The organism is Bacillus sp. G1(2015b) (genome assembly GCF_001482475.1).
GTDB classification, from domain to species: domain Bacteria; phylum Bacillota; class Bacilli; order Bacillales; family Bacillaceae; genus Bacillus; species Bacillus safensis.
This window is the reverse complement of record NZ_LKIC01000013.1, coordinates 51393-72733: the sequence shown is the minus strand read 5'-3', so window position 1 is coordinate 72733 and position 21341 is coordinate 51393. Positions and strand designations below refer to the sequence as shown.

The 21341-nt window shown below is 41.7% G+C and carries 21 protein-coding genes; 7 read left to right on the top strand and 14 right to left on the bottom strand.

The genetic code is table 11. The features are described from left to right. Window positions 1-148: 148 nt before the first annotated feature. On the bottom strand, window positions 149-865 hold the full coding sequence (locus tag AMR95_RS09775) for a pseudouridine synthase (RefSeq protein ID WP_058838209.1): 717 nt from the start codon (window positions 863-865) through the stop codon (window positions 149-151). 16 nt (window positions 866-881) lie between these two features. Continuing rightward, on the bottom strand, window positions 882-2504 hold the full coding sequence (locus AMR95_RS09770; protein ID WP_047203499.1) for a putative polysaccharide biosynthesis protein: 1623 nt from the start codon (window positions 2502-2504) through the stop codon (window positions 882-884). Between the two features lie 175 nt (window positions 2505-2679). Between AMR95_RS09770 and AMR95_RS09765 the strand changes: the two genes are divergently transcribed. From AMR95_RS09765 to AMR95_RS09750, 4 genes are all read left to right on the top strand, one after another. Continuing rightward, a complete protein-coding gene (locus tag AMR95_RS09765; protein WP_058838208.1) occupies window positions 2680-3951 on the top strand; it encodes an NAD(P)/FAD-dependent oxidoreductase in 1272 nt (423 codons plus the stop codon). Further along, window positions 3948-4145 carry a hypothetical protein gene (locus AMR95_RS09760; RefSeq protein WP_024424878.1) on the top strand — a complete coding sequence of 66 codons (198 nt, stop codon included), beginning with the start codon at window positions 3948-3950 and terminating at the stop codon, window positions 4143-4145. Before AMR95_RS09765 ends, AMR95_RS09760 begins: the two co-directional genes overlap by 4 nt. Window positions 4146-4285: 140 nt before the next feature. Beyond that, window positions 4286-5818, top strand: coding sequence for a glycine betaine transporter OpuD (gene opuD / locus AMR95_RS09755; protein WP_039180749.1), 1533 nt, complete (start codon window positions 4286-4288; stop codon window positions 5816-5818). A 131-nt stretch (window positions 5819-5949) separates the two neighbouring features. Next, window positions 5950-6474: a CbrC family protein gene (locus AMR95_RS09750; protein ID WP_058838207.1), complete on the top strand. Its 525-nt coding sequence runs from the start codon at window positions 5950-5952 to the stop codon at window positions 6472-6474. A gap of 45 nt (window positions 6475-6519) precedes the next feature. On the opposite strand, the gene AMR95_RS09745 is transcribed toward AMR95_RS09750, so the two are convergent. The 7 genes from AMR95_RS09745 to AMR95_RS09715 all read right to left on the bottom strand — a co-directional run bounded on the left by AMR95_RS09745 (window position 6520) and on the right by AMR95_RS09715 (window position 11800). Further along, on the bottom strand, window positions 6520-6702 hold the full coding sequence (locus AMR95_RS09745; protein WP_024424881.1) for a sporulation protein Cse60: 183 nt from the start codon (window positions 6700-6702) through the stop codon (window positions 6520-6522). A gap of 99 nt (window positions 6703-6801) precedes the next feature. Next, a complete protein-coding gene (locus AMR95_RS09740) occupies window positions 6802-7113 on the bottom strand; it encodes a rhodanese-like domain-containing protein (RefSeq protein WP_024424882.1) in 312 nt (103 codons plus the stop codon). A 54-nt stretch (window positions 7114-7167) separates the two neighbouring features. After that, entirely contained in the window at window positions 7168-7851 is a 684-nt protein-coding gene (locus tag AMR95_RS09735) for a YesL family protein (RefSeq protein ID WP_058838206.1), read from the bottom strand. 24 nt (window positions 7852-7875) lie between these two features. Continuing rightward, the gene (locus tag AMR95_RS09730; RefSeq protein WP_058838205.1) at window positions 7876-9165 is read right to left on the bottom strand and encodes a Gfo/Idh/MocA family protein; all 1290 of its coding nucleotides are present in this window, start codon (window positions 9163-9165) and stop codon (window positions 7876-7878) included. Window positions 9166-9182: 17 nt separating this feature from the next. After that, window positions 9183-9707 (bottom strand): hypothetical protein, encoded by a 525-nt coding sequence (locus tag AMR95_RS09725; protein ID WP_058838204.1) that lies wholly within the window; start codon window positions 9705-9707, stop codon window positions 9183-9185. Continuing rightward, complete coding sequence (locus AMR95_RS09720; protein WP_058838203.1) at window positions 9704-10816, bottom strand: glycoside hydrolase family 88/105 protein; 1113 nt, start codon at window positions 10814-10816, stop codon at window positions 9704-9706. Before AMR95_RS09720 ends, AMR95_RS09725 begins: the two co-directional genes overlap by 4 nt. 18 nt (window positions 10817-10834) lie before the next feature. Further along, window positions 10835-11800: an ABC transporter permease gene (locus AMR95_RS09715; protein ID WP_047203508.1), complete on the bottom strand. Its 966-nt coding sequence runs from the start codon at window positions 11798-11800 to the stop codon at window positions 10835-10837. A gap of 231 nt (window positions 11801-12031) precedes the next feature. On the opposite strand from AMR95_RS09715, the gene AMR95_RS09710 reads away from it, so the two are divergent. Next, window positions 12032-14332, top strand: coding sequence for a helix-turn-helix domain-containing protein (locus AMR95_RS09710; protein WP_058838202.1), 2301 nt, complete (start codon window positions 12032-12034; stop codon window positions 14330-14332). A gap of 38 nt (window positions 14333-14370) precedes the next feature. Here the strand turns inward: AMR95_RS09710 and AMR95_RS09705 are convergent, their stop codons facing one another. After that, window positions 14371-14742 carry a winged helix-turn-helix transcriptional regulator gene (locus AMR95_RS09705; RefSeq protein ID WP_034322520.1) on the bottom strand — a complete coding sequence of 124 codons (372 nt, stop codon included), beginning with the start codon at window positions 14740-14742 and terminating at the stop codon, window positions 14371-14373. A 155-nt stretch (window positions 14743-14897) separates the two neighbouring features. Between AMR95_RS09705 and AMR95_RS09700 the strand changes: the two genes are divergently transcribed. Continuing rightward, window positions 14898-16085, top strand: a complete 1188-nt coding sequence (locus AMR95_RS09700; protein WP_039180778.1) for an MFS transporter — start codon at window positions 14898-14900, stop codon at window positions 16083-16085. Window positions 16086-16095: 10 nt separating this feature from the next. Beyond that, on the top strand, window positions 16096-16938 hold the full coding sequence (locus tag AMR95_RS09695) for an aldo/keto reductase (RefSeq protein ID WP_180272432.1): 843 nt from the start codon (window positions 16096-16098) through the stop codon (window positions 16936-16938). A gap of 45 nt (window positions 16939-16983) precedes the next feature. Here AMR95_RS09695 and AMR95_RS09690 read toward each other — a convergent pair whose 3' ends face one another. From AMR95_RS09690 to AMR95_RS09675, 4 genes are all read right to left on the bottom strand, one after another. Continuing rightward, entirely contained in the window at window positions 16984-18483 is a 1500-nt protein-coding gene (locus tag AMR95_RS09690; protein ID WP_058838201.1) for an extracellular solute-binding protein, read from the bottom strand. A 25-nt stretch (window positions 18484-18508) separates the two neighbouring features. Continuing rightward, window positions 18509-19369, bottom strand: coding sequence for a carbohydrate ABC transporter permease (locus tag AMR95_RS09685; RefSeq protein ID WP_106025828.1), 861 nt, complete (start codon window positions 19367-19369; stop codon window positions 18509-18511). Window positions 19370-19588: 219 nt separating this feature from the next. Beyond that, window positions 19589-20341 (bottom strand): NAD-dependent epimerase/dehydratase family protein, encoded by a 753-nt coding sequence (locus tag AMR95_RS09680; protein WP_058838200.1) that lies wholly within the window; start codon window positions 20339-20341, stop codon window positions 19589-19591. Window positions 20342-20387: 46 nt separating this feature from the next. Next, window positions 20388-21290, bottom strand: a complete 903-nt coding sequence (locus tag AMR95_RS09675) for a dienelactone hydrolase family protein (RefSeq protein WP_058838199.1) — start codon at window positions 21288-21290, stop codon at window positions 20388-20390. Window positions 21291-21341: the final 51 nt, after the last annotated feature.

The following is a 21341-nucleotide window of genomic DNA, read 5'->3' as shown; positions in this document are numbered from 1 at the left end:
AACCTTTGAAGTCTAGGAAGAACGAGCACTGGCGCGGAGCGAATCGAACATTCGTGAGCACCAGCGCGCAGGACTGACAAAGAATGCGAGGGTTTGTCTACACGCTGAAGAACCGGCGATATGCCGGTTCTTTTCTTTTATTCTTACGTTATTCACGATTCATTAAGCTGTCTAATTCTTCATCCGTCAATTCACGGTACTCTCCAGGTGCTAGATCTTCATCTAATGAGACAGCCCCCATTGTGAGCCTTTTTAAAAAGATCACTTCATTTCCCACCGCTTGGGCCATCAGCTTCACTTGATGGTACTTCCCTTCAGTAATCGTCAATCGGATGCGTGTATCTTTCTCTTCATTCGCATCTACTTCGACCTTCGCCGGCTTCGTGTGATAATCATCTAAGATAACAACACCCTCTTCAAGACGCTTAATGTCTTGATCACCTAAAGGATATTTCAAATGAACTTCGTACGTTTTTGGCACATGCTTTTTTGGAGAAAGTAATTGATGAGCAAGCTGGCCATCATTTGTGAGGAGAAGGAGACCGACCGTATCCTTATCCAGTCTCCCCACAGGAAATGGCTCCCTTGCGATATCCTCCGGCTCGAGTAAATCCACAACCGTTTCATCCCGCAGATCTTCAGTGGCTGAAATCACCCCGTCCGGTTTGTTCATCATTAAGTAAATGAATTCTTTATATTCTACACGCTCTCCGTGTACGAGCACTTCATCATTTGATGGATCAACATGATCTTTCACCTGCTTCGCCACTTCCCCATTCACTGTGACCGCCCGGGCCTTGACAAGCTTTTTCACATCTTTTCTTGAACCAAAGCCGCTGTTAGCAAGTAATTTATCAAGCCTCATGAATATCTACCTCTTCTTAACTCTTTTTTCTTAAAAATTTCGGCATACGGCTGCCAAGTACACGCTCTAGTAATCCCACCTTATAAGATAAGAACATATACACACCGCCGCCAGTGATCATGGAAATCAAAATGACGATACCCGCTTGTACTATTCCGCCTTCATAAGAAATCACTTGGCTCACAAGCTGACATGTCACATAAGCCACCACAGCCATGATCGCCGTTAAAATACCAATCAGAATAAAACGTTTGAAAATTCTGCGGAACGAATAGCCAGCATGGCGTTTAATCATGATAAACATATACAAGATAGATGCACTGTAGCCTAATGCCGTTGCCAGTACAGAACCATTTCCTTGCAGCCAGCTGATCAGCGGGATGTTCAGAACCGTTTTAATAATGATCCCTAACAAAAGACTAACGATAGCAAATTTTTGTTTGTTAATCCCTTGCAGAATCGCTGCATTAATGGTGAATAAAGAAAACAATAATGCAACAGGTGCATACCAGAACAAAATGGAGATCCCAATCTCAGGGTGAACTGATGGATAGAAAAACCAATAAACCGGTCCAGCCAATGCTGAGATACCAAATGATGCAGGCAGTACGAAAAATAAAATGATCTGCATCGTCTGGTCAATTTGTCTATTGAGCAGCTTATAATTACGTGCTGTAAATGATTCCGTAATCGTCGGAATCAAGGTTAAGCCAAACGCTGTTGCAAGAGACACAGGAATCATCACAAGCTTCGGTAAATATAACGTCACAATGGACAATACCGCTGTACTTATATCCTGATGCCCTGATGCAATCATGGCTCTGTTAATTGTGTTTGTATCAATATAAGAGTAAATTGGAATCGCAAGTCCAACAAATACATAAGGCGCCGCATAGCTAAACAGCTCTGTAAACATTTGCTTATAAGATAAATCAGAGTGAGCGCCTGTATTCGGCTGCATAGATAAGAGCCGGTCCTTCCGCTTCAGCCAATATAAATAAAGCGTAAATAAACCGCCAAATGCACCGATCAGTGCGGCAAATGTTGCATACCCGACAGCAATGACAAGCCCGCCGTCAAGCACCTTTAAAATAATAAACGTCGCCGTTAATAGGAAGATGATTCTGACAAGTTGTTCAATCACTTGGGAAACAGCTGTTGGTCCCATCATGGAGTGCCCTTGGAAGAAACCCCGTACAAGACTCATGATCGGCACAACCAAAAGGCCTAAGCTGACCATCCGAATCACATATACCACTTGATCGACAGTCAAACCGCCTGTTTCATTTGATCCGCCAAGCTGAATCTTGGCAAAAATCGGTGCGGACAAATATAAAATAGAAAAGGCGATAATCCCGGTGACAAGCATGACCGACATACCCGCCCTGAACATTTTTCTTGTTGTCTCATAATCGCCGATCGCATTATATTTGGAAACAAATTTTGATACCGCTGTTGGAAAACCAAGCGTAGCAATACTTAAAAAGATCGTATACTGATTGTATCCATATTGAAATAGCGCACCACCAGTTGCTCCAACCATTGCGCTAAATGGAATTAAATAAATCATACCAAGAATACGAGAGAGATACGTCCCTATCGTTAAAACCAACGTACCACGAAGCAATTTATTAGACATGCGCTTAACCACCATTTTTCTAATGAATATTCAACTTAACTATTTTACCACATCAATTCAACACACAGGTAACAAATCCAATACTGAAGTCACAAAACCAATCAATTCATATTTCAGCCTTCCCTAATCTTCGTTATAATAGAAAAATGACTGAAAGTAGAAAGAGGAATGTAACATGAAACATTATGATGTCATTGTCATTGGCGGCGGACCTTCTGGACTGATGGCCGCGATTGCATCAGCAGAGCATGGCGCTACTGTTCTGTTAATTGACAAAGGAAACAAACTTGGCAGAAAGCTGGCCATTTCTGGCGGCGGACGGTGTAACGTCACCAATCGCCTTCCAGTAGAAGAAATCATCAAGCATATTCCCGGAAACGGCCGTTTTCTATATAGTGCATTTTCTGAGTTCAACAACGAGGATATTATTTCGTTTTTTGAAAACCTTGGCATTGAACTAAAAGAAGAAGACCATGGACGTATGTTCCCTGTATCAAACAAAGCACAATCTGTTGTGGATGCCCTTCTAGACAGGCTCCGCGCCCTCAATGTCACCATTCGAACGAACGAAAAGATTAAAACGGTTCTGTATCAAGACGGACAAGCAGCTGGAATTGTTACAAATAATGATGAAAAAATTTCAAGTAAGGCTGTCGTCATTGCTGTCGGCGGAAAAAGTGTGCCGCATACCGGCTCTACTGGTGACGGCTATGCATGGGCAGAAGCAGCCGGTCATACCATTACAGAGCTTTTCCCAACAGAGGTACCGGTCACATCAGATGAACGATTTATTAAAGAAAAAGTGCTTCAAGGTCTTTCTTTAAGAAGTGTGGCTGTCAGTGTTTTAAATAAAAAAGGGAAACCCGTCGTCACACATGTCATGGATATGATCTTTACTCACTTTGGTTTATCGGGTCCAGCTGTTCTTAGATGCAGCGGATTTGTTGTGAAAGAATTGAAAAAGCAGCCGGCAGTCCGCCTGCAAATTGACTTATATCCGAAGCTGAATGACGAGGAGCTGTTCCAAAAGCTTCATCGTGACCTAAAAGATGAACCGAAGAAAGCCATTAAAAATGTCCTCAAGTCTTGGATGCAAGAACGCTATTTATTGTTTTTATTAGAACGGAACGGTATTGATCCACAAGACACATTCTCTGGTCTAGCCAAGGATAAACTGCGTGCATTTGCCCATGATTGCAAACATTTTATTGTGCATGCAAATGGTACCCTATCCTTGGACAAAGCGTTTGTGACAGGAGGCGGCGTTTCTGTGAAGGAAATTGAACCGAAGAAAATGGCGTCTAAAAAAATGCCCGGTCTTTATTTCTGCGGAGAAATTCTAGATATCCATGGCTATACAGGCGGTTACAATATCACGTCAGCACTTGTGACAGGCAGGCTTGCCGGCATGAATGCTGCACTAGAAGCAAAGGAGAGAGTTCAATGATCAGACGTGCACTACCGATTGTTCTTGCGGTCGTTATTAGTTTGACAGCTGCTGTTTTCTTGAAGCTGTCGATTACCCCGTTAAAAGTCGCCATTGTTTTGGCGTTTACCATTTTCGCTGTATGTTTAAAAGAATATGTCTACCGTCTTCGCAAACGAATTGAGGAAAAATCGTCTTCCCATATCGATAGTTGATAAATGGAAGCAAAACATGTTACGGTAAAGTAGAGGTCGAGTGAGAAGCTCGCCTCTTTTTGTTTGAAATAAGTTGAGTTAGGGGATATTAAGCTAAGTCCTCTGCTTAAACGTGTAGAACAACAGGAGAGTGAGATGGTGTGAAAAACGTATCAAGTGTATTTTGGATTGTGATTGCGATCACATTTGTTGCCGTGATGTGGGGAGCGTTTTCTCCAGACACATTGCAAAATGTCACAGATCAAATTCAAACATACATTACAAATGACTTTGGCTGGTATTACTTGTTAGTGGTATCACTGCTTGTCGGCTTTTGTCTATTCTTTATCTTTAGCCCAATCGGTAAGATTACGCTAGGAAAACCGGGGGAAGAGCCTGAATTCGGTCTATTTTCTTGGTTTGCTATGCTATTTAGTGCCGGTATGGGAATTGGTCTTGTTTTTTACGGAGCAGCTGAACCGATCAGCCACTATGCTATTCAGTCACCAACAGGGGAGACTGAAACTGCACAGGCCTTCCGCGATTCCCTTCGCTATACATTTTTCCACTGGGGGCTTCATGCATGGGCGATTTATGCCATTGTTGCACTTTGCATTGCTTACTTTAAATTTAGAAAAGATGCACCTGGCTTAATCAGTGCAACGCTGCAGCCTGTTTTAGGAAATAAAACGAATGGATGGATCGGAAAAACCATCGATTGTATTGCGGTATTTGCAACTGTAGTTGGTGTTGCGACAAGCCTAGGATTAGGTGCAGCACAAATAAACGGTGGGTTGAATTATCTTTTTCATATTCCAATTGCCTTTAGCACACAATTGATCATTATTATCATTGTGACGGTGCTTTTCCTTGCATCTGCTTTGAGCGGAATTGGAAAAGGCATTAAATACTTAAGTAATATCAACATGGTATTAGCAGCTGTTCTGATGTTTTTCTTACTTTTGGTAGGTCCAACTGTTTTTATCTTAAATTCATTTACTGACTCGATTGGACAATACTTATCCAATATCGTTCAAATGAGCTTCCGTCTATCTCCAAATGATCCTGAAAAGAGAGAATGGATTAATGGATGGACAATCTTTTATTGGGCATGGTGGATTTCTTGGGCACCATTTGTCGGGATCTTTATCGCTAGAGTGTCACGCGGGCGAACGATTCGCGAATTTTTAGTGGGTGTCTTAGTCGCTCCTTCTATCCTAGTATTCCTATGGTTCTCGATTTTCGGTGTATCTGCAATGGACTTACAGCAAAAGAATATTGTTGATGTTGCAGGTCTATCAACTGAAACGATGCTCTTCGGTGTGCTTAATGAATATCCGCTGGCGATGATTACATCGATACTAGCACTCATATTAATCGCCGTATTCTTTATTACATCGGCTGATTCAGCTACATTTGTGCTTGGAATGCAGACAACCTACGGATCATTGAATCCTTCTGGCAGTGTCAAAGTCAGCTGGGGCATTATCCAATCTGCTGTTGCTGCTGTGCTTTTATTTTCAGGGGGACTCGAAGCCTTGCAAAATACAGCCAAGCTCGCAGCCTTGCCGTTCTCCGTTGTCATCATATTGATGATTGTCTCGCTGTATAAATCACTAAATGATGAACGAAGAATCATCAAACAAGCCAATCAAGTCAATAAACCAAGAAGTCCAAGAGTAAAAAAAGCATAATCGCAAGCGAGAAAAAAGCCGTTCCTCATCCGAACGGCTTTTTTCTATATAAACAATTTAAGATTGTCTCGAGCTTGAGGATTCCTTTAAAATAGTGATGAATCATCACTTTCTACATAATGGAGGTTTATATGACGTTACCTACGTTCAAGTACAACCCAGACCCAGTTTTGTTAAACGTGATTAAAAAAGAGCATACGACATGTCCTGTTTGTGAGAAAGAAAGAGATTATATGTACCATGGTCCTTTTTATGCTGTTGAAGATGTGGAGGGAATTTGTCCTTGGTGCATTAAAGATGGATCAGCGGCTAAAAAATACAATGGAACCTTTCAAGACGATGCGAGCTGTGATGACGTCGATCAAGAGGAATATATCAATGAGCTGATCTATAGAACGCCAGGGTACCGCGGATGGCAGCAGGAATATTGGTTAAGTCATTGCGGAGATTTTTGCGCAATCGTCCAGTATGTCGGCTGGAAAGAGATTGAACATCTAGAGGAAGAACTCGCCGAGGATATCGAAGACATTTGCAGCGGCGAAGGATTAACGAAAGAGAACCTAAAGCAATGGCTCGTCAACGGAGGAGACTTACAAGGCTACCTCTTCCAATGTGTTCACTGCAACAAGCACCGTTTATATATTGACGCCAGCTAACCTAAGAAAAAGGACCCTTCAAGCAGGTCCTTTTTTTGATACCGTCTACTTTTTATATAAAATGAGTGCAGAAAAACAGTAGAGCTGTTCCCCTCCCTGCTCACAGATCACCGCTACATTGTACTTGATGTCAATGATTTGGTCGTCATCCATTCCTTTTAAAAAATGATTGATTTCGCTCTGCAAATCTTTCTCATGCTCTTCATCAAATACAGCTACCTTTAGCACCTATGCCACTCTCCCTTCTCTCGCTACTCTATCTTTATGCACATAGAGAGAGGCATATGAACAAAAAACCTTCCATCCTATCGATGAAAGGTCTTCAATTTATAACTTCGGTTTTGTTTCTCCTGTCCAAGCAAGCATCCCACCAACAACATTGGTCGCTTGGTAGCCTTGATCTTCTAAGTAATAGCAGACATTTTCACTACGTTTACCAGAGCGGCAAATAATATAATATTCCTGCGTTTGATCGAATGCATCCAGCTTCTCAGGGATATCTCCCATTCGAATGTGGATCGCTTCCGGGATCATCCCTTCTGCGACCTCTTCATCCTCACGTACATCGACAAGCTGAATGGCGTCTTCCTGCTCCAGCTTTTGTTTTAATTCTTCTATTGAAATTTCTTTCACTGACACGAGTCTCATCTCTCCTTTTCATCACGGTGACACCATTATAGCAGATGGTTCACTTCACTGCGTATTCACCCGCTTCGATTGAAGGAAAGACGGCAGCAGCTTCTTCACTTCGGCTGTCTCATGCTCACTTTCAAACTCTACCTTTTTAAAGACTTGATAGGCCAGCCACATATGACCGTAGGCAAGTATGCTCACACTAAAAAATGGCACGATTCCCGGTAAATAAGCAAACAGAACAAACAGCACAGCCGAGAAAACAAGCATAGAGAGTGTATATTGCAAATATGACACACCCAGCAGAAGAGAGAATTTCAGATAGAGACGTTTTTTCCAATCATAATGAGCAAGCAGCGGAAAAATATAAAATAAGCTCACAATAAACAGAAAACCAAAAATATATATAGCAAAGCGAAGCACATGTAGGGACCAGCTCGTCGGATAAATATAAGCAAGGTCGACATAAATAATCGTTCCAATGATGAACAGCACCACTCCAATCATGTTAGAGCGGACAAACTCCTCCCGGTATACCTTCCAAAAAGTGCGGAATACATTGACCTGCTCATGCCCTTGAATCCACTTTCTCATTACGGAAAATAACGCAGTGGTCGCAGGCATCAAGCCAAATATTCCAAGCCCTAGGATAGTGAACAAAAGCCATAGCAAATTCGTATGGGCGAGTCTCATCACCCACTCACACATCCTCAGCATTCTGCTCATTGAACCATCATGATCCATCTCTTTCCCCTCCTCTCTTTCTCTTTACACCTTCTCTTTATGAAACAATTCATCAATTTCAATTGGGCGTTTTTCTGCGGCAGATCGCCACATGCCTTCTCCAAGAGCAATCGAATAAGCACCAGCCTCTGCACCTGCTAAAATGTCGTAGTGAATCAATGGATCTTTTCCTATAAATAAATCAGCCAAAAGCAGAGGATCTCCTCCGCCATGTCCGCCTGGCTGCTTGACGACTTCAATTGTCTCCTTTGATCCAAACATCGGGTAATAAGAAATTGTTTGTTCTGGGAATTGAAAAGGAATTCTTGATGGCACATGAAACTCATTTGTTTCAATACGCCCCTTTGTCCCATTAATAGCCAGACGATAGCCTTCATATGGGGCGGAGAATTGAATCGAATAGCTGAGCAGAGCCCCTTGATCATAAGCGACTGACGCCACATATGTATCCTCAATATCAATTTCCTGATCAAAAATGCACGCATCCGGGCGATAATTTGAGTACTGCTGCGTTTGCTCCTGACCGAATTCAATATGGTCGTCCTCCACCTTCGAGCGCTCAACCCGCGGATTCCACCTTGCTTCATAATGACAGATATCCTTCACATGACATGTTCCGCAAAATCTATTTTCCTCCCCGTGCAAGGGATTCCAAGGGCTTTCGCTGCCGTAATAGTTCAGCGCCCCGTAGGCAAATACTTGCTTCGGCTTTTGATCAATCCACCAGTTGACCAGATCAAAATGATGCGTCGACTTATGAATAGACAGTCCGCCAGAGAATTGACGTGTACGGTTCCACCTTTTGAAATAACTAGCACCATGATACGTATCAATCAGCCAGCTCAGTTCAACGGATGTGACCCTTCCAATTTTCCCGTCTAGAATCAGTTCTTTTATCTTTCGATGGAAGGGATTGTAGCGATAATTAAAGGTGACCGTGACCTTTCCTTTACTTTCCGCCTCTTTTTCCATTACTTTTTTGGCGTCTTTTGCTGTTGTCACCATCGGCTTTTCGGTGATGACATCTAGATCATGGTCAAGTGCCTGCATGATATACGTGACATGTGTATCATCCCTGCCTGCCACAATGACGATATCTGGTTTTGCTTTCTTGACCATCTGATCAAATGCATCTTCATGAAAAAACGAAACGCCTCGGAGTGATGGAAAACGCTCCTGACAAAGTGTATACCGCTGATGATCTATATCTAGAAGCCCTGTAATCTTATAATGCTCATTGAAATCCTCTGTAAGCGGTCGAATAAACATATTGAACGCACGATGACTTAGCCCACAAATCACGACCCGTTTCACATTCCTCACCCCATTTTCTATTGGTTTTCACGAAGCTGTTTCATGAGAGACAGCGCCTCTTTCGTCTTGTCAGCATACACGGGAATAAAAGCGACCATATCTCGATGTAATTGAAAGGTATAACCGTTGAGTTTTTTCTTTCCTTTATTGATTTGTACCGCATAATCGACCGTTTTCCCTGTCTTTTTGTCCTCGACCGTATATGGTCCTGCTGCTTGATCGCCTATTTCCATCTCTTCCAGCAGCTGAAAGCTTTCAGGATCATCATACGTTCTAAACATTTCTTCTGGGACAAGCATCACGTCCCCCTCTTTTGAGGTAATTTCAACAAGAAGCTTTTCAGGAACCGCCGGAAAGATGTGGACGCTATAAGTCTCTTGTTCCGGCTGAAAAGCCTTCTCCACTAATTGATCCTTCATTCCCTTTGACATATCAGAAAAAATCAGGACATCGATACCGTTTGTTTTCCCCTGACAGGCAGATAAACAAAAGGCAGCGATGAAACTGATGAGCCATACGGCGGCTCTTTTTTGCCTTCTCATGCCTTTTGAAAAACAGACAGCTTTTCTAGCTCAGTTAACGCCATAATAAAAGCGCCTGCCCCGTGCAAGTCATTTGTGCTCCGCTCTCTTCCAACGTAATAATCATAAAATCCCGCAGATGTTCCAATACAAATATCGTTGATGGTAAAATCACCATTTTCTTTCTCAGCCGTCTTATGCTGAATCAAGCCTTGATATGCTTTGACCACATGATCAACATAATGGAGACCTACATACCCTTCATTCATCGCCTTTGCCATGGCGTACATGAATAAACACGATCCCGAGCTTTCAAGCCAATTGTCACTGTGATCTCCTTTATCAATGATTTGATGCCAGAGACCTGTCGTTTGATCCTGGTACTTTGCCACACTTTCCAGCATGTCTGTCAGTGTTTCCTTCCACACTTTCCGCCTTTCATGCTGCTCGGGCAGGTCCTCGATCATATCTGCTAATGCAAGGACATACCAGCCAAACGATCTTGCCCAAAACTCTGGGGAACAGCCCGTCTTTTGATCAGCCCATGGCATCGTTTTTCGTTCATCCCACGCGTGATAATATAGACCTGTTTGTTCATCTTTCGTATGCTTTCTCATGAGATGCTCTTGATGGATGACCATATCCACAAGTGACTCTTCACCTTTAAGCTGAGCATACTTTAAGGCAAAAGGACCGCCCATGTAGAGACCATCGAGCCACATTTGATAAGCATAATTATCTTTATGCCAAAATCCGCCCTCAGACGTGCGGTTTAGCGTACGATAAAGTCCGCGCAGCTTCTCCGCTGCGAGCACATACCGCTTTTCTCTCGTTCGTTCGTAAAGAGGGAATAAAATGAGCCCTGCTTGTATGGCATCAAGCTCATCCCTGCGAAATAATAGATTTCCGTACTCATCAATAAGTGAGTCCGCATAGTTTTTCACATAATCGAAATAAGCCTCGTTCCCTGTTGCCTCATATAGCTTCATAACGCCGCAAAGGAAAACCCCTTGATGATAATGCCATCTTCCAGCTGGCGGCAGCTCAATCGGTGTATACGCTTTCATAATGGTTTGTGCTAATTTCTCTGCATGCTCAAGCGGTGATCCCTTTTCAATCGATAATGTCATTCTTCCTCATCTCCCTTTTTAATAAATACCTTCTTCCCCGAATTTCTTCGCTAAACGGTTTGCCAGCATAACCAAAATAAGTCCAACGGCTGCTTTAAATAAACCAACAGCGGTACTATAGCTGAATTGTCCTTGCTTAAGACCTGCTGTATAAACGTACGTATCAAAAATCTCCGCTACTTCCCGGTTCGTTGCGTTCAGCAATAGATAGACATGCTCAAAGCCAAGCTCAAGCGTATCACCAATTTTCAAAATAAGCAGAACGACAATGACACTTTTGATGGCAGGAAGTGTGATGTGCCACATTTGTCTCAATCTCCCCGCACCATCCATTTTTGCTGCTTCATATAGCTGCGGATCTACCGCTGTAATCGCCGCAAGGTAAATGATCGTCGACCAGCCTGCTTCCCGCCAAATCACCTGTAAAATGTACATTGGTCTAAACCATTCCTGACTAAGAAGGAAGTTAATCTTTTCCCCTCCAAAGAAAGCAATCAATTCATTAATTAACCCGCCATCTACTGTTAACAAAACAAAAGATAAGGACACGACAATGACCCATGACATGAAGTGAGGGATATAAATCATCGTCTGTACAAACTTCTTAAACAATGCCAATCTCACTTCGTTTAAAAGAAGAGCTAATAAGATCGGAATTGGAAAGAAAATCACAACATTCATGGCAAATAAAATCAGCGTATTTTTTAATAAGATGAAAAATGTTGGTTCTGTAAACAAGCGAATAAAGTGTTTGAAGCCTACCCACTCACTGCCAAGAATACCGAGAAACGGCTGGTAATCTTGAAAGGCAATGATGAGCCCCCACATTGGCACATATTTAAAAACAAGAAAATAAATGAGCCCCGGCAAAATCATTAAATACAAAAACTTTTGACTAAGCAGTTGATTAAGTAAGCGCTTTCTTTTTTCGTTTTTCAAAGCTGCCGCAGGCACACCCTTGGCAGTGACATCCTCTGTTTTCATTGATAAAGCCTCCCCTCATGCTGATGCATGTGTTAACTGTATCTTAAGGATGAAAAATCCGTCTACAATCATATCAACAGATCATATTTTCATAGGTGATGCTACTCAAAACGTTACATAAAACATAAGAAAATGATCCTAATCTCAGAAAATGATTATTGACAAACCTACCAGATTTTTGGATTAATAAATTAAGGGGAAAAGATTGTTTCGTTTGAAATGGGGGGTTTTATGAAAAGAAGGCAGTATAAATTTTATTACAAGCTTGTGACGTTTTTTTTCATACTTAGTACGATTCCTGTTATCATTGTCGGTATTTTTTCTTATCAGCATTCGCAAAAAACAGCACTTGAAAATATCTCAAATGAAAAGCTCGACAGCGTCAAACAAACGCAATCCAATATTGAGCATATTTTAAAAACGGTTGATCATTCTCTCACTCACTATGTCAGTTCGACACCTCTCCTTCAAACACTGGCAGAACCTTTAAATCCAGACCAATTCCAGCTTTATAATCAAGTACAGCAGGAACTGAACTACCTGCAAACCTTTGACACCGACCTTTCCAATATTACACTCGTCAGTAAAATGGAAGACTGGTACATGAACAATTCGGGGCTTTATCATGTCACAAGCGAAGACCAAGAAAAAGCGCTGACCTCTTACCTCAATATACCAAGTCACTCCAGCTGGGCACTTGAAGAGAATAATCCACTTGTTGCGACTAAAGAAGGTAAAGCATCCTTTTGCAAGTACAATGTGAATTTAATCAAACAACTGCCTATGAACAGCGTTCAAAAAAAGGGAATCGCTGTCGCCAGCATTCCAAGCTGCGTGATTGCTGATAACATGCCTGACTTCTCTCAATCAGATAGCATGTTTGTCATCGATACAAACGGAAAAGTGCTGCTACATAATCGCAAAGAACAAATTGGTGAATCGCTGAAATATCAAGATTTCGTCAAGCATGTGCTCTCACTTGAAAAACGATCAGGACAATTTGATATGAAGATCGACGAACTCAACTATCAAATCACATTTCAAAAATCAGATTATAATGAATGGACATACCTATCCTTTGTTTCTATTCCAGAACTTAAGCAGCAAACGAAATCAATCGGGTGGATTACCTTTATTATCTGCACTATTTTGTTAGCGCTTTCATTACTATTTTCATGGTTTGGTTCCAGACACTTTTATAAACCAATCCGCTTATTATACGAGTCATTTGCACGCAATGAATCATTTTTGCAAAAACAGCCTTTTCAAAATGAATTTGAGTTGATTGAATCAAGTATTAAACAAATGAAAGATCAAAACAATGATTTAGAGGAACGGATTGAGCAGCAAGTGACACACTTACAGCAATACTTTATGGTACGGCTGCTGCTTGGAAAGCTGACAGATGAAGAAGTAAACAACCGGTTCCAAAGCTTAGGCTTTCCCCAGGGCTGGTCTCATTTGTCCATGCTTGTGACTCAAATCGATACGTTAAAAGGAACACCTTATGAAAAAAAAGATGCTGATTTGCTTTTATTTGCGATCAATGGACTGATCGAGCAGATTATTCCGCAAGAGGAACACCTTCAGCCAACCGTTGTCAATGAACATCAAACAACGATTATCCTTAACCACTCAAAATTAGACGAAGAGTTTACTGAATATTTAAACCAATTAGCAGAAACCATTCAGCAGCGTATCGAAGAAGAGCTTGGTTTATCGATCAGCATTGGGATCAGCCGCCAGTTTAAGGAGCTTACGATGGCAAAACACGCTTACATTGAAGGAAAAGAAGCCTTAAAATACAGACTCAAAGCAGAGAAAAAATCCATTATCTTATATGAGCATATCCAGCAAGGAAAGGCGTTCAAAACCCATTTTCCAAAACAGCTGCAGCATGATTTATTTGATGCGGTGAAAGCTGGCGATCAAGGCAAGGCGGATCACTATTTACATGTGCTCTTGCAATCCATTTTCTCTAAAAATGCAGGACCGCACGAATACCAGATCGCCCTCGCTCGTTTTTTAAACAATTTAATTGAGCTGATGCATTTGCTAGGTATTGAATTATTTGAGATCGAAGACAACAAAATGCTCTATGATACGATTTTTGAATTTAAAACCTTTGAAGATACAGAAGCATGGCTGAAACATGAGATCATCCGGCCAATTATTGACCAGCTTGCTGCACGTGAAGACTCACAATACAAAAACATCTCAGAAAAAATCATTCATATTATTCATCAAGAATTCGACTCAGATCTCACCTTGGATGAAATCGCCACACGCCTGCATTACAATCCTAATTATTTAAGCAGTATTTTCAGAAAGGAAATGGATATCTCCTTTAGTGAATATCTCTCTTCCTACAGACACCATGTCGCTAAAAACTGGCTTGTAGAAACCGATATGTCCGTCAAAGAAATTTCGGAAAAACTGAAATATAAAAACCCGCAAAATTTCATCCGATCCTTTAAAAAGCTGGAAGGCACAACTCCTGGTAAATACCGCGACCAGAAAAAAAGCACGTAACACAAAGAGTCCCGCTCTCACACGAAAGCGGGGCTCTTTTATTTAAACTGTTCATTTAAGATGCTGTCTTCCAGCACTGAAAGCGGCTCTCCATACACACGTTCAATATGAGCTGCTCCCCAATCGCATAGCGCATTGAGAATTCTTTCGAGTGACTGTCCGTATTCACTTAATTCATATTCCACTTTAGGCGGCACCTGTTCATAGACAATCCGGTTAATGACGCCATCACTTTCAAGCTCTCTCAGCTGCTGCGTCAGCATTTTTTGTGTGATGTTTGGCATAAGCCGCTTCAATTCGCTCGTACGTTTTTTCCCGTGTGTCAAATGACATAAAATCACACACTTCCACTTCCCGCCTATGACATCAAGCGTTGCTTCCACAGAGATATTATATTTTTTCTTTTCCATCGAATATTCACTCCTCTTTGTACGAATAGGCACTTTTTAGTACCTATATTACAAAAAAGTACGTACTTTTTTTTTCGTCATCTATGTTAGATAATAACTCTTGCCGATCGGCTTCGTCTATCAAAATGTCATCACAGAAGGATGTGAACTTACTGATGAAGAACAAGCAAAACCATTTTGCTCTGCTCGCACTAGCGATTAGTGCTTTTGCTATAGGAACAACTGAGTTCATTAGTGTCGGTCTTTTGCCAATGATCTCAGAGGACTTTGGAGTGAGCGTCAGTCAGGCGGGCTGGACTGTCTCTTTATATGCACTTGGTGTGACATTTGGAGCGCCTATATTGACTTCCCTTACTTCCACGATGAAAAGAAAGACATTGCTTTTGCTCATTATGCTCGTCTTTTTGATTGGTAATACACTTGCCACCATTGCCCCGACCTTTTCAGTGCTGTTAATCGGCCGGGTGATTTCAGCCTTGTCCCATGGAATCTTCATGTCCATTGGCTCTACGATTGCTGCAAGCCTTGTCGTGAAAGAAAAACGGGCAAGCGCCATTGCCTTTATGTTCACTGGTTTAACAGTAGCGACTGTGACAGGTGTGCCATTCGGGACATTTCTTGGTCACGAGTTCGGCTGGCGGACATCATTTGGTGTAATTGTGATCATTGGTCTGATCGCACTGATATCCAACTATTTTCTTGTTCCGTCTCAACTAAAGCAGGGTGTGAAAACATCCTTTAAAGATCAAGCTGTCCTATTAAAAACAAAAAGAATCTTACTTTTATTTGTCATTACAGCCACAGGGTATGGAGGAACCTTTGTCGTCTTCACATATTTATCTCCTCTCTTACAGCATGTCACAGGTCTTGCGCCTGGGGCTGTGGCGTTGATCCTGCTTTTATACGGAATCACGATCGCAGCCGGAAATGTCATTGGCGGAAAAGCTGCTAATGCACAGCCAATGAAAGCACTGATCTATATGTTTATTATCCAAAGCATCATCTTGTTTATCCTTAGCTTCACTGCAGGATTCACAGTGTTAGGCATTGGAACCGTCATGCTGATGGGTCTGTTTGCTTTCATGAATGTACCTGGACTGCAAGTAGCCGTCGTTGATTTTGCCGAAAGATACACCCCTGGAGCAGTCGACGTCGCATCTGCTATGAATATCGCTGCCTTTAATGCCGGTATTGCCATTGGCTCATTTTTAGGCGGCATCGTGACAGATTCACTTGGTCTTGTGCATACAGGCTGGGTCGGCGGCATCATGGTCCTCATCGCAGCCATTCTTACGATGATCAGTTATCAAATGGAACAAAAAGAACAAATACAAACCAACTAAAGGAGTTTTTATTATGGAACATTTACAAAGTACAAAAACATTAAACAATGGAGTCCGCATGCCAGGCTTTGGCCTTGGTGTATTCAAGGTGGAAGATGGAGCAGAATTAGTTGATGCTGTCAAAACAGCCATTCAATTAGGCTATCGCAGTATTGATACAGCAGCTATTTATGGAAATGAAGAAGGTGTTGGACGAGGCATACAGCTTGGTTTAGCAGAAACAGGACTGCGCCGCGAGGACATTTTTGTCACATCAAAAGTGTGGAATGCCGATTTAGGATATGAATCTACCCTTCATGCATACGAAGAAAGCTTGAAAAAACTTCAGCTTGACTACCTTGATCTGTATTTAATCCATTGGCCAGTTGAAGGAAAATACAAAGAAGCTTGGCGTGCACTGGAAACCTTGTATCGTGAAGGAAAGGTCAGAGCCATCGGAGTGAGCAACTTCCAGCCGCATCACTTAGACGAGCTATTAAAAGATGCAGAGATCAAACCAGCTATCAATCAAGTAGAATTTCATCCAAAGCTAACGCAGGAAACACTCTATACGTATTTGAACTCTCATGGCATTCAAATGGAAGCTTGGTCACCGCTGATGCAGGGTGAACTGCTGCATCACCCGCTGATCACAGAGCTGGCAGACACGTACAGTAAAACACCTGCTCAAATTATTTTGCGCTGGGATGTACAAAAAGGTGTCATCACCATCCCAAAATCAACGAAAGCACATCGTTTAAAAGAAAACGCTGATATATTTGATTTTGTCTTAACTGATGAGGATATGAAACGTCTTTCTGACTTAAATGAAAACAAACGTATCGGTCCAGATCCAGACAACTTCGACTTTTAATCAAAACACCCCCGCTTTTTTGCTTTGCGGGGGTGTTCCTATTGATCATTTTGATTTTTTAAAGGAAGCCTCATATTCTTCTATGATTTTATTCCCACCATTTGATTTCCATTTCTCTACATCTTTCTGAAATTGATCTTCACTGATGTCTCCAAGAATGAACTTATACGTCGCATCATCGATGATTTTCTTCAATTCGTTTCCACGCTCTGATGCTGTTTCTGAATACAGGCTTTCAGCAGGATTGGCAACGATGATGTTTTTATTGTCTTCTTCTAGCTCTTCATATTTAGAACGAACTGCATCCCCTTTATTTTTCAAGTAACGTTTATCAATTCCTACAAGACTGACAAGTGGCTGGACATCTGTCTGCCAGCCTTTCACTTGGCTTTCTTCCCTGACAAATGTATTTCCTTCTTCTTTCTTATAATGCTGGCCATCGATACCGTACGTCATGAGACCATACACATCTTCTTCAGCAATGCGGTCAAAGAAGGCCAAAATCCGCTTTAATTCTGCCTCTGATTTCACGCTTGTTTTAGGGAATGCGAAGATGCCATTATGACCACCTGATGCCCACACACGTTCTTTGCCATCTGGGCCTTTGATTCGGTTGATAATATCTACTTTCATGTTTTTATCTGTCGCATCATCTCGCAGGTTCACGGCATCTACCATATTTCCAACATAGATGCCTGCTTTTCCTTGTGAGAATAATTCCTGCTGCTGTGTTTTGCTTGTCACTGGGAAGTCTTTGTTGATATAGCCATTATCACGCAGCTTTTTCATGTATTTCATTGTATTCATATATTCATCTGTCATAAAGTCTGGCGTGAATTTCCCGTTTTCTTCTTTCCAGTCTGTAGGCATACCTTCATATGAACCAAGTGTTTTAAATGCTCCATAAATTAAATCGTTCCGATCCGTAAAGCCAATTGTATCCGCTTTTCCGTTTTGATTCGGGTCTTTTTCAGTAAAGGCTTTGGCTACTTCATATAGATCATCCAATGTTTTTGGTGTATCCAAATTTAAATTTTCAAGCCAATCCTTTCGAATGACAATCCCTTGTCTTGAAAGTGGTCTTTCTCTATAGATGCCATAAAGCTTGCCGTCTATAGAGGCGTTTTTATTAATCAGTTCGTTCATCTTACTTAAATTTGGATAATCCTTTAAATACGGACCGACTTCCCAGAACATGCCTGATCTGAACGCATTAATCGCAGACGAATTTTTAATGTCTTGAATCGTCACAATTTGCGGCAAATTCCCTGCTGCAAGTGCGGAATTTAACCGATCTTCCTTCACAGCATCAGGCACCCATGTAATATCAAGCTCTGTATTTGTGAGCTTCTCAATCTCTTTTAAAACGGAATTCTTCGGCGGCTGCTGATGATATAAAATCGCCATCCATGTCAGCTTTACCTTTTTGTCTAAATCAACCTTCTCATCTGATGAGTTTGCCCCTTTACTTGAACATGCTGACAAAATACCGCTTGCTGCAAATAACAGGACAAACGCAATCAGCCATAATTTCTTTCTCCCCATAAGATCCCTCCGTTGTTCCATCTTTTTAACCCTTTACAGAACCTAGTAATGCCCCTTTGTTGAAATGCTTTTGAATAAATGGATAGACAAGCAGAACCGGAATGGTCGCCACAACAATGACAGCCATTTTAATCGTTTGGTCTGGCGGTGGTGTGGATGAGCCCATATCCGACATATCTCCCTGCATTCCGCTTGAGACAATGACAATCTGTCTCAGCAGCACCTGAATCGGCCATTTCACTGAATCATTTAAATACAGAATGGCGGTCATATACGTATTCCAATACGTCACGGCATAAAAAAGTGAAATGGTTGCAATGGCTGGCAAAGAAAGTGGCAGCACAATTTTAAAGAAAATCCCTAAATCGTTACAGCCGTCCATCTTCGCTGATTCCTCAAGACTTGCCGGTATGTTTTGAAAAAAGTTTTTCAAAATGATTAAATTGAACGCATTGATTGCAACCGGTAGAATAAGTGACCAATACGTATCAAGCAGACCAAGTGTTTTCACCACAATAAACGTCGGAATCATACCTCCGCTAAACAGCATCGTGAAGACAACGAGAAACATCAGTGTTCTCCGGCCTTTTAGCTCCTGGCGAGACAGCCCGTATGCCATAAGCGAGGACAAAAACATGCTGACAGCTGTTCCAACAAGCGTCACAAAAATGGACACAATGAGACTGCGATACACAATATCTGTAGAAAAAATGTATCGATATGCCTCTAAAGAAAACGTCGTTGGGAACAAGATAAACTTCTTCGTGATGACCTCTTCTACTGTTGCAAAAGAGGCGGCAATGACATGGATGAACGGAAGCACACAAATTAATGCGAACATGAGTAGAAAAGAGTAATTAAATAAATTGAACAATCGGCCTTTAATAGAACGATCTATGTTCATCACGCCCTTTCTTTGAAAGCGTTATCATTTCAACTGAAAGTAAGCTGCAGCCTGTGACGATATCGTGATTAAAATGTAACAAACGAGGGAAGAAAGCGTCTATAATCATCTTGACAGACCAACTGAATAGATCATGTCAGCCGTGCTTTTATACTCATGAAACAAAAGAATAAGATCATTAGCTCTTGACATGATTATGCCCTATGCCTGATCATTTTCTTCGAGTATTTCCGTCGTATTGACATCTGGTTTGTAGCCTAACTCCTGCTTCGTTTTCTCAGTAGACCATGGCTTTCCTTCATTCTCTGATACAGCATAATAGGTCCCAAAGGGAATATCCGATTCAATCGCTGCCTTTGTCATACCTGCAAGATCCTCATGTGACAGCAGTGTTCTTTTTGTTCTTTGTTTTTTGTGTAATGCCTTCATTTCATCTGTTACAACTGTTCCAATCCGTAAATTGATGACAGACATTCCCGTTTGATCGTGGAACAAACGGCCCAGCTGTTCGGATGCAAATTTTAAAATGCCATATACATTTTTAGTCGCAGGCACATCGTCAGTTGTAATCTGCCGTCCAAGTAAGGAGCGTCCATCCTCTTCATAACGATCCGTCACATGGTTGCTGCTTGCAAAAATGACTTTTCGTATGCCAAGCCGGGCGGCTGAACGAAACATATAATAGGTACTCCTCCAAAAAATATCAGTCATTTTTGCAAATTCTTCATGATCCATCACATCATGCGTCATGTCCATGTTTAGAAGATGCAAGATGACATCTGTATCCCGCGGAATTGCCTCATAGACATTCTGTTCATTCGCTGCATCGGCTAAAATGACTCCTTCTACACAGCTCGTCAGATCAATAATCGTGATACTGTACTCAGTAGAGAGCGCTTTTGTTAAAAGACGTCCAATCACACCGCATCCGCCAATGATGGTGATTTTTTTCATCTGTCTCCTCCTTTCTTTTGACGTAGTATGTCCCAGCGTTTCTTGATTACAGCCACTTTTTCAAAAATCGTGTCGCCTCGTGACGCATAGCGGCTGTTTCAAAATGACCTGCATGAAGATGGGCAAGCTGATATCGTTCTTTCAATGAAGCAGCTTGATAGGTTCCACTCAATACCTTTTGAATCCTTCCAACGCCTTCAGCAGGCGTGAGCTGATCAAGTTTTCCAACTAAGCTTAAATGCGGTCTTGGAAAAATCATTTCTTGAATGTCAGCTGCTGTAAAATGCCTTGCTAAGCTCGGTACATAGTAATAAAAGCCATGCCTATCCAAATTGTTCGTTTCAATTAATGTATGATGATCCACCTGTGCGCAAAGATCAATACACACACTGATCCTCTCATCAAGTGCAGCCGTCCACCAGGAAAGGAGACCGCCCATTGACATCCCAAAGACAGCTAACCGGTCCGCCAGTACATCAGATCGAGACATCAAATAATCAATCGCACACATGCTTTCATACAGCATCATGCCCCACATCACTTTTCCTGTTAAAAGCATTTCCTTAAAAATTTCACTTTCTGTTCTTCCCCTTCTCTCACCAAACCCAGCATGATCAATGGCCAGTACACTATATCCTTTTGACGTAAACTCTTTTGCATATGAAGGCGCTTGCAAATAATGAGCACCCTCTAACAGCTCTTCCTTCCCGTTGACATAATTACCGCCATGAGAGTGTTGGAACAGGACTACGGGTCTTTTTTTCACTGTATCCTTCGGTTTCACGAAATAAGCAGGGACTTCCTCTACGCCATTTATGGAGAGAATGAGTGTTTCCACTACATATGATTCACGTTCCTCCATTTTTAACGTATAAGCCTCCACGCGATGACGTTCTGGCATTTCTCCTAACAGACTGAGCAGTTGTTCACGTTTGCTTTCCTTTTCCATTGACGTCACTCCTCATTTTCTTGATCACCTGTTAAAATACGAGACCGATGC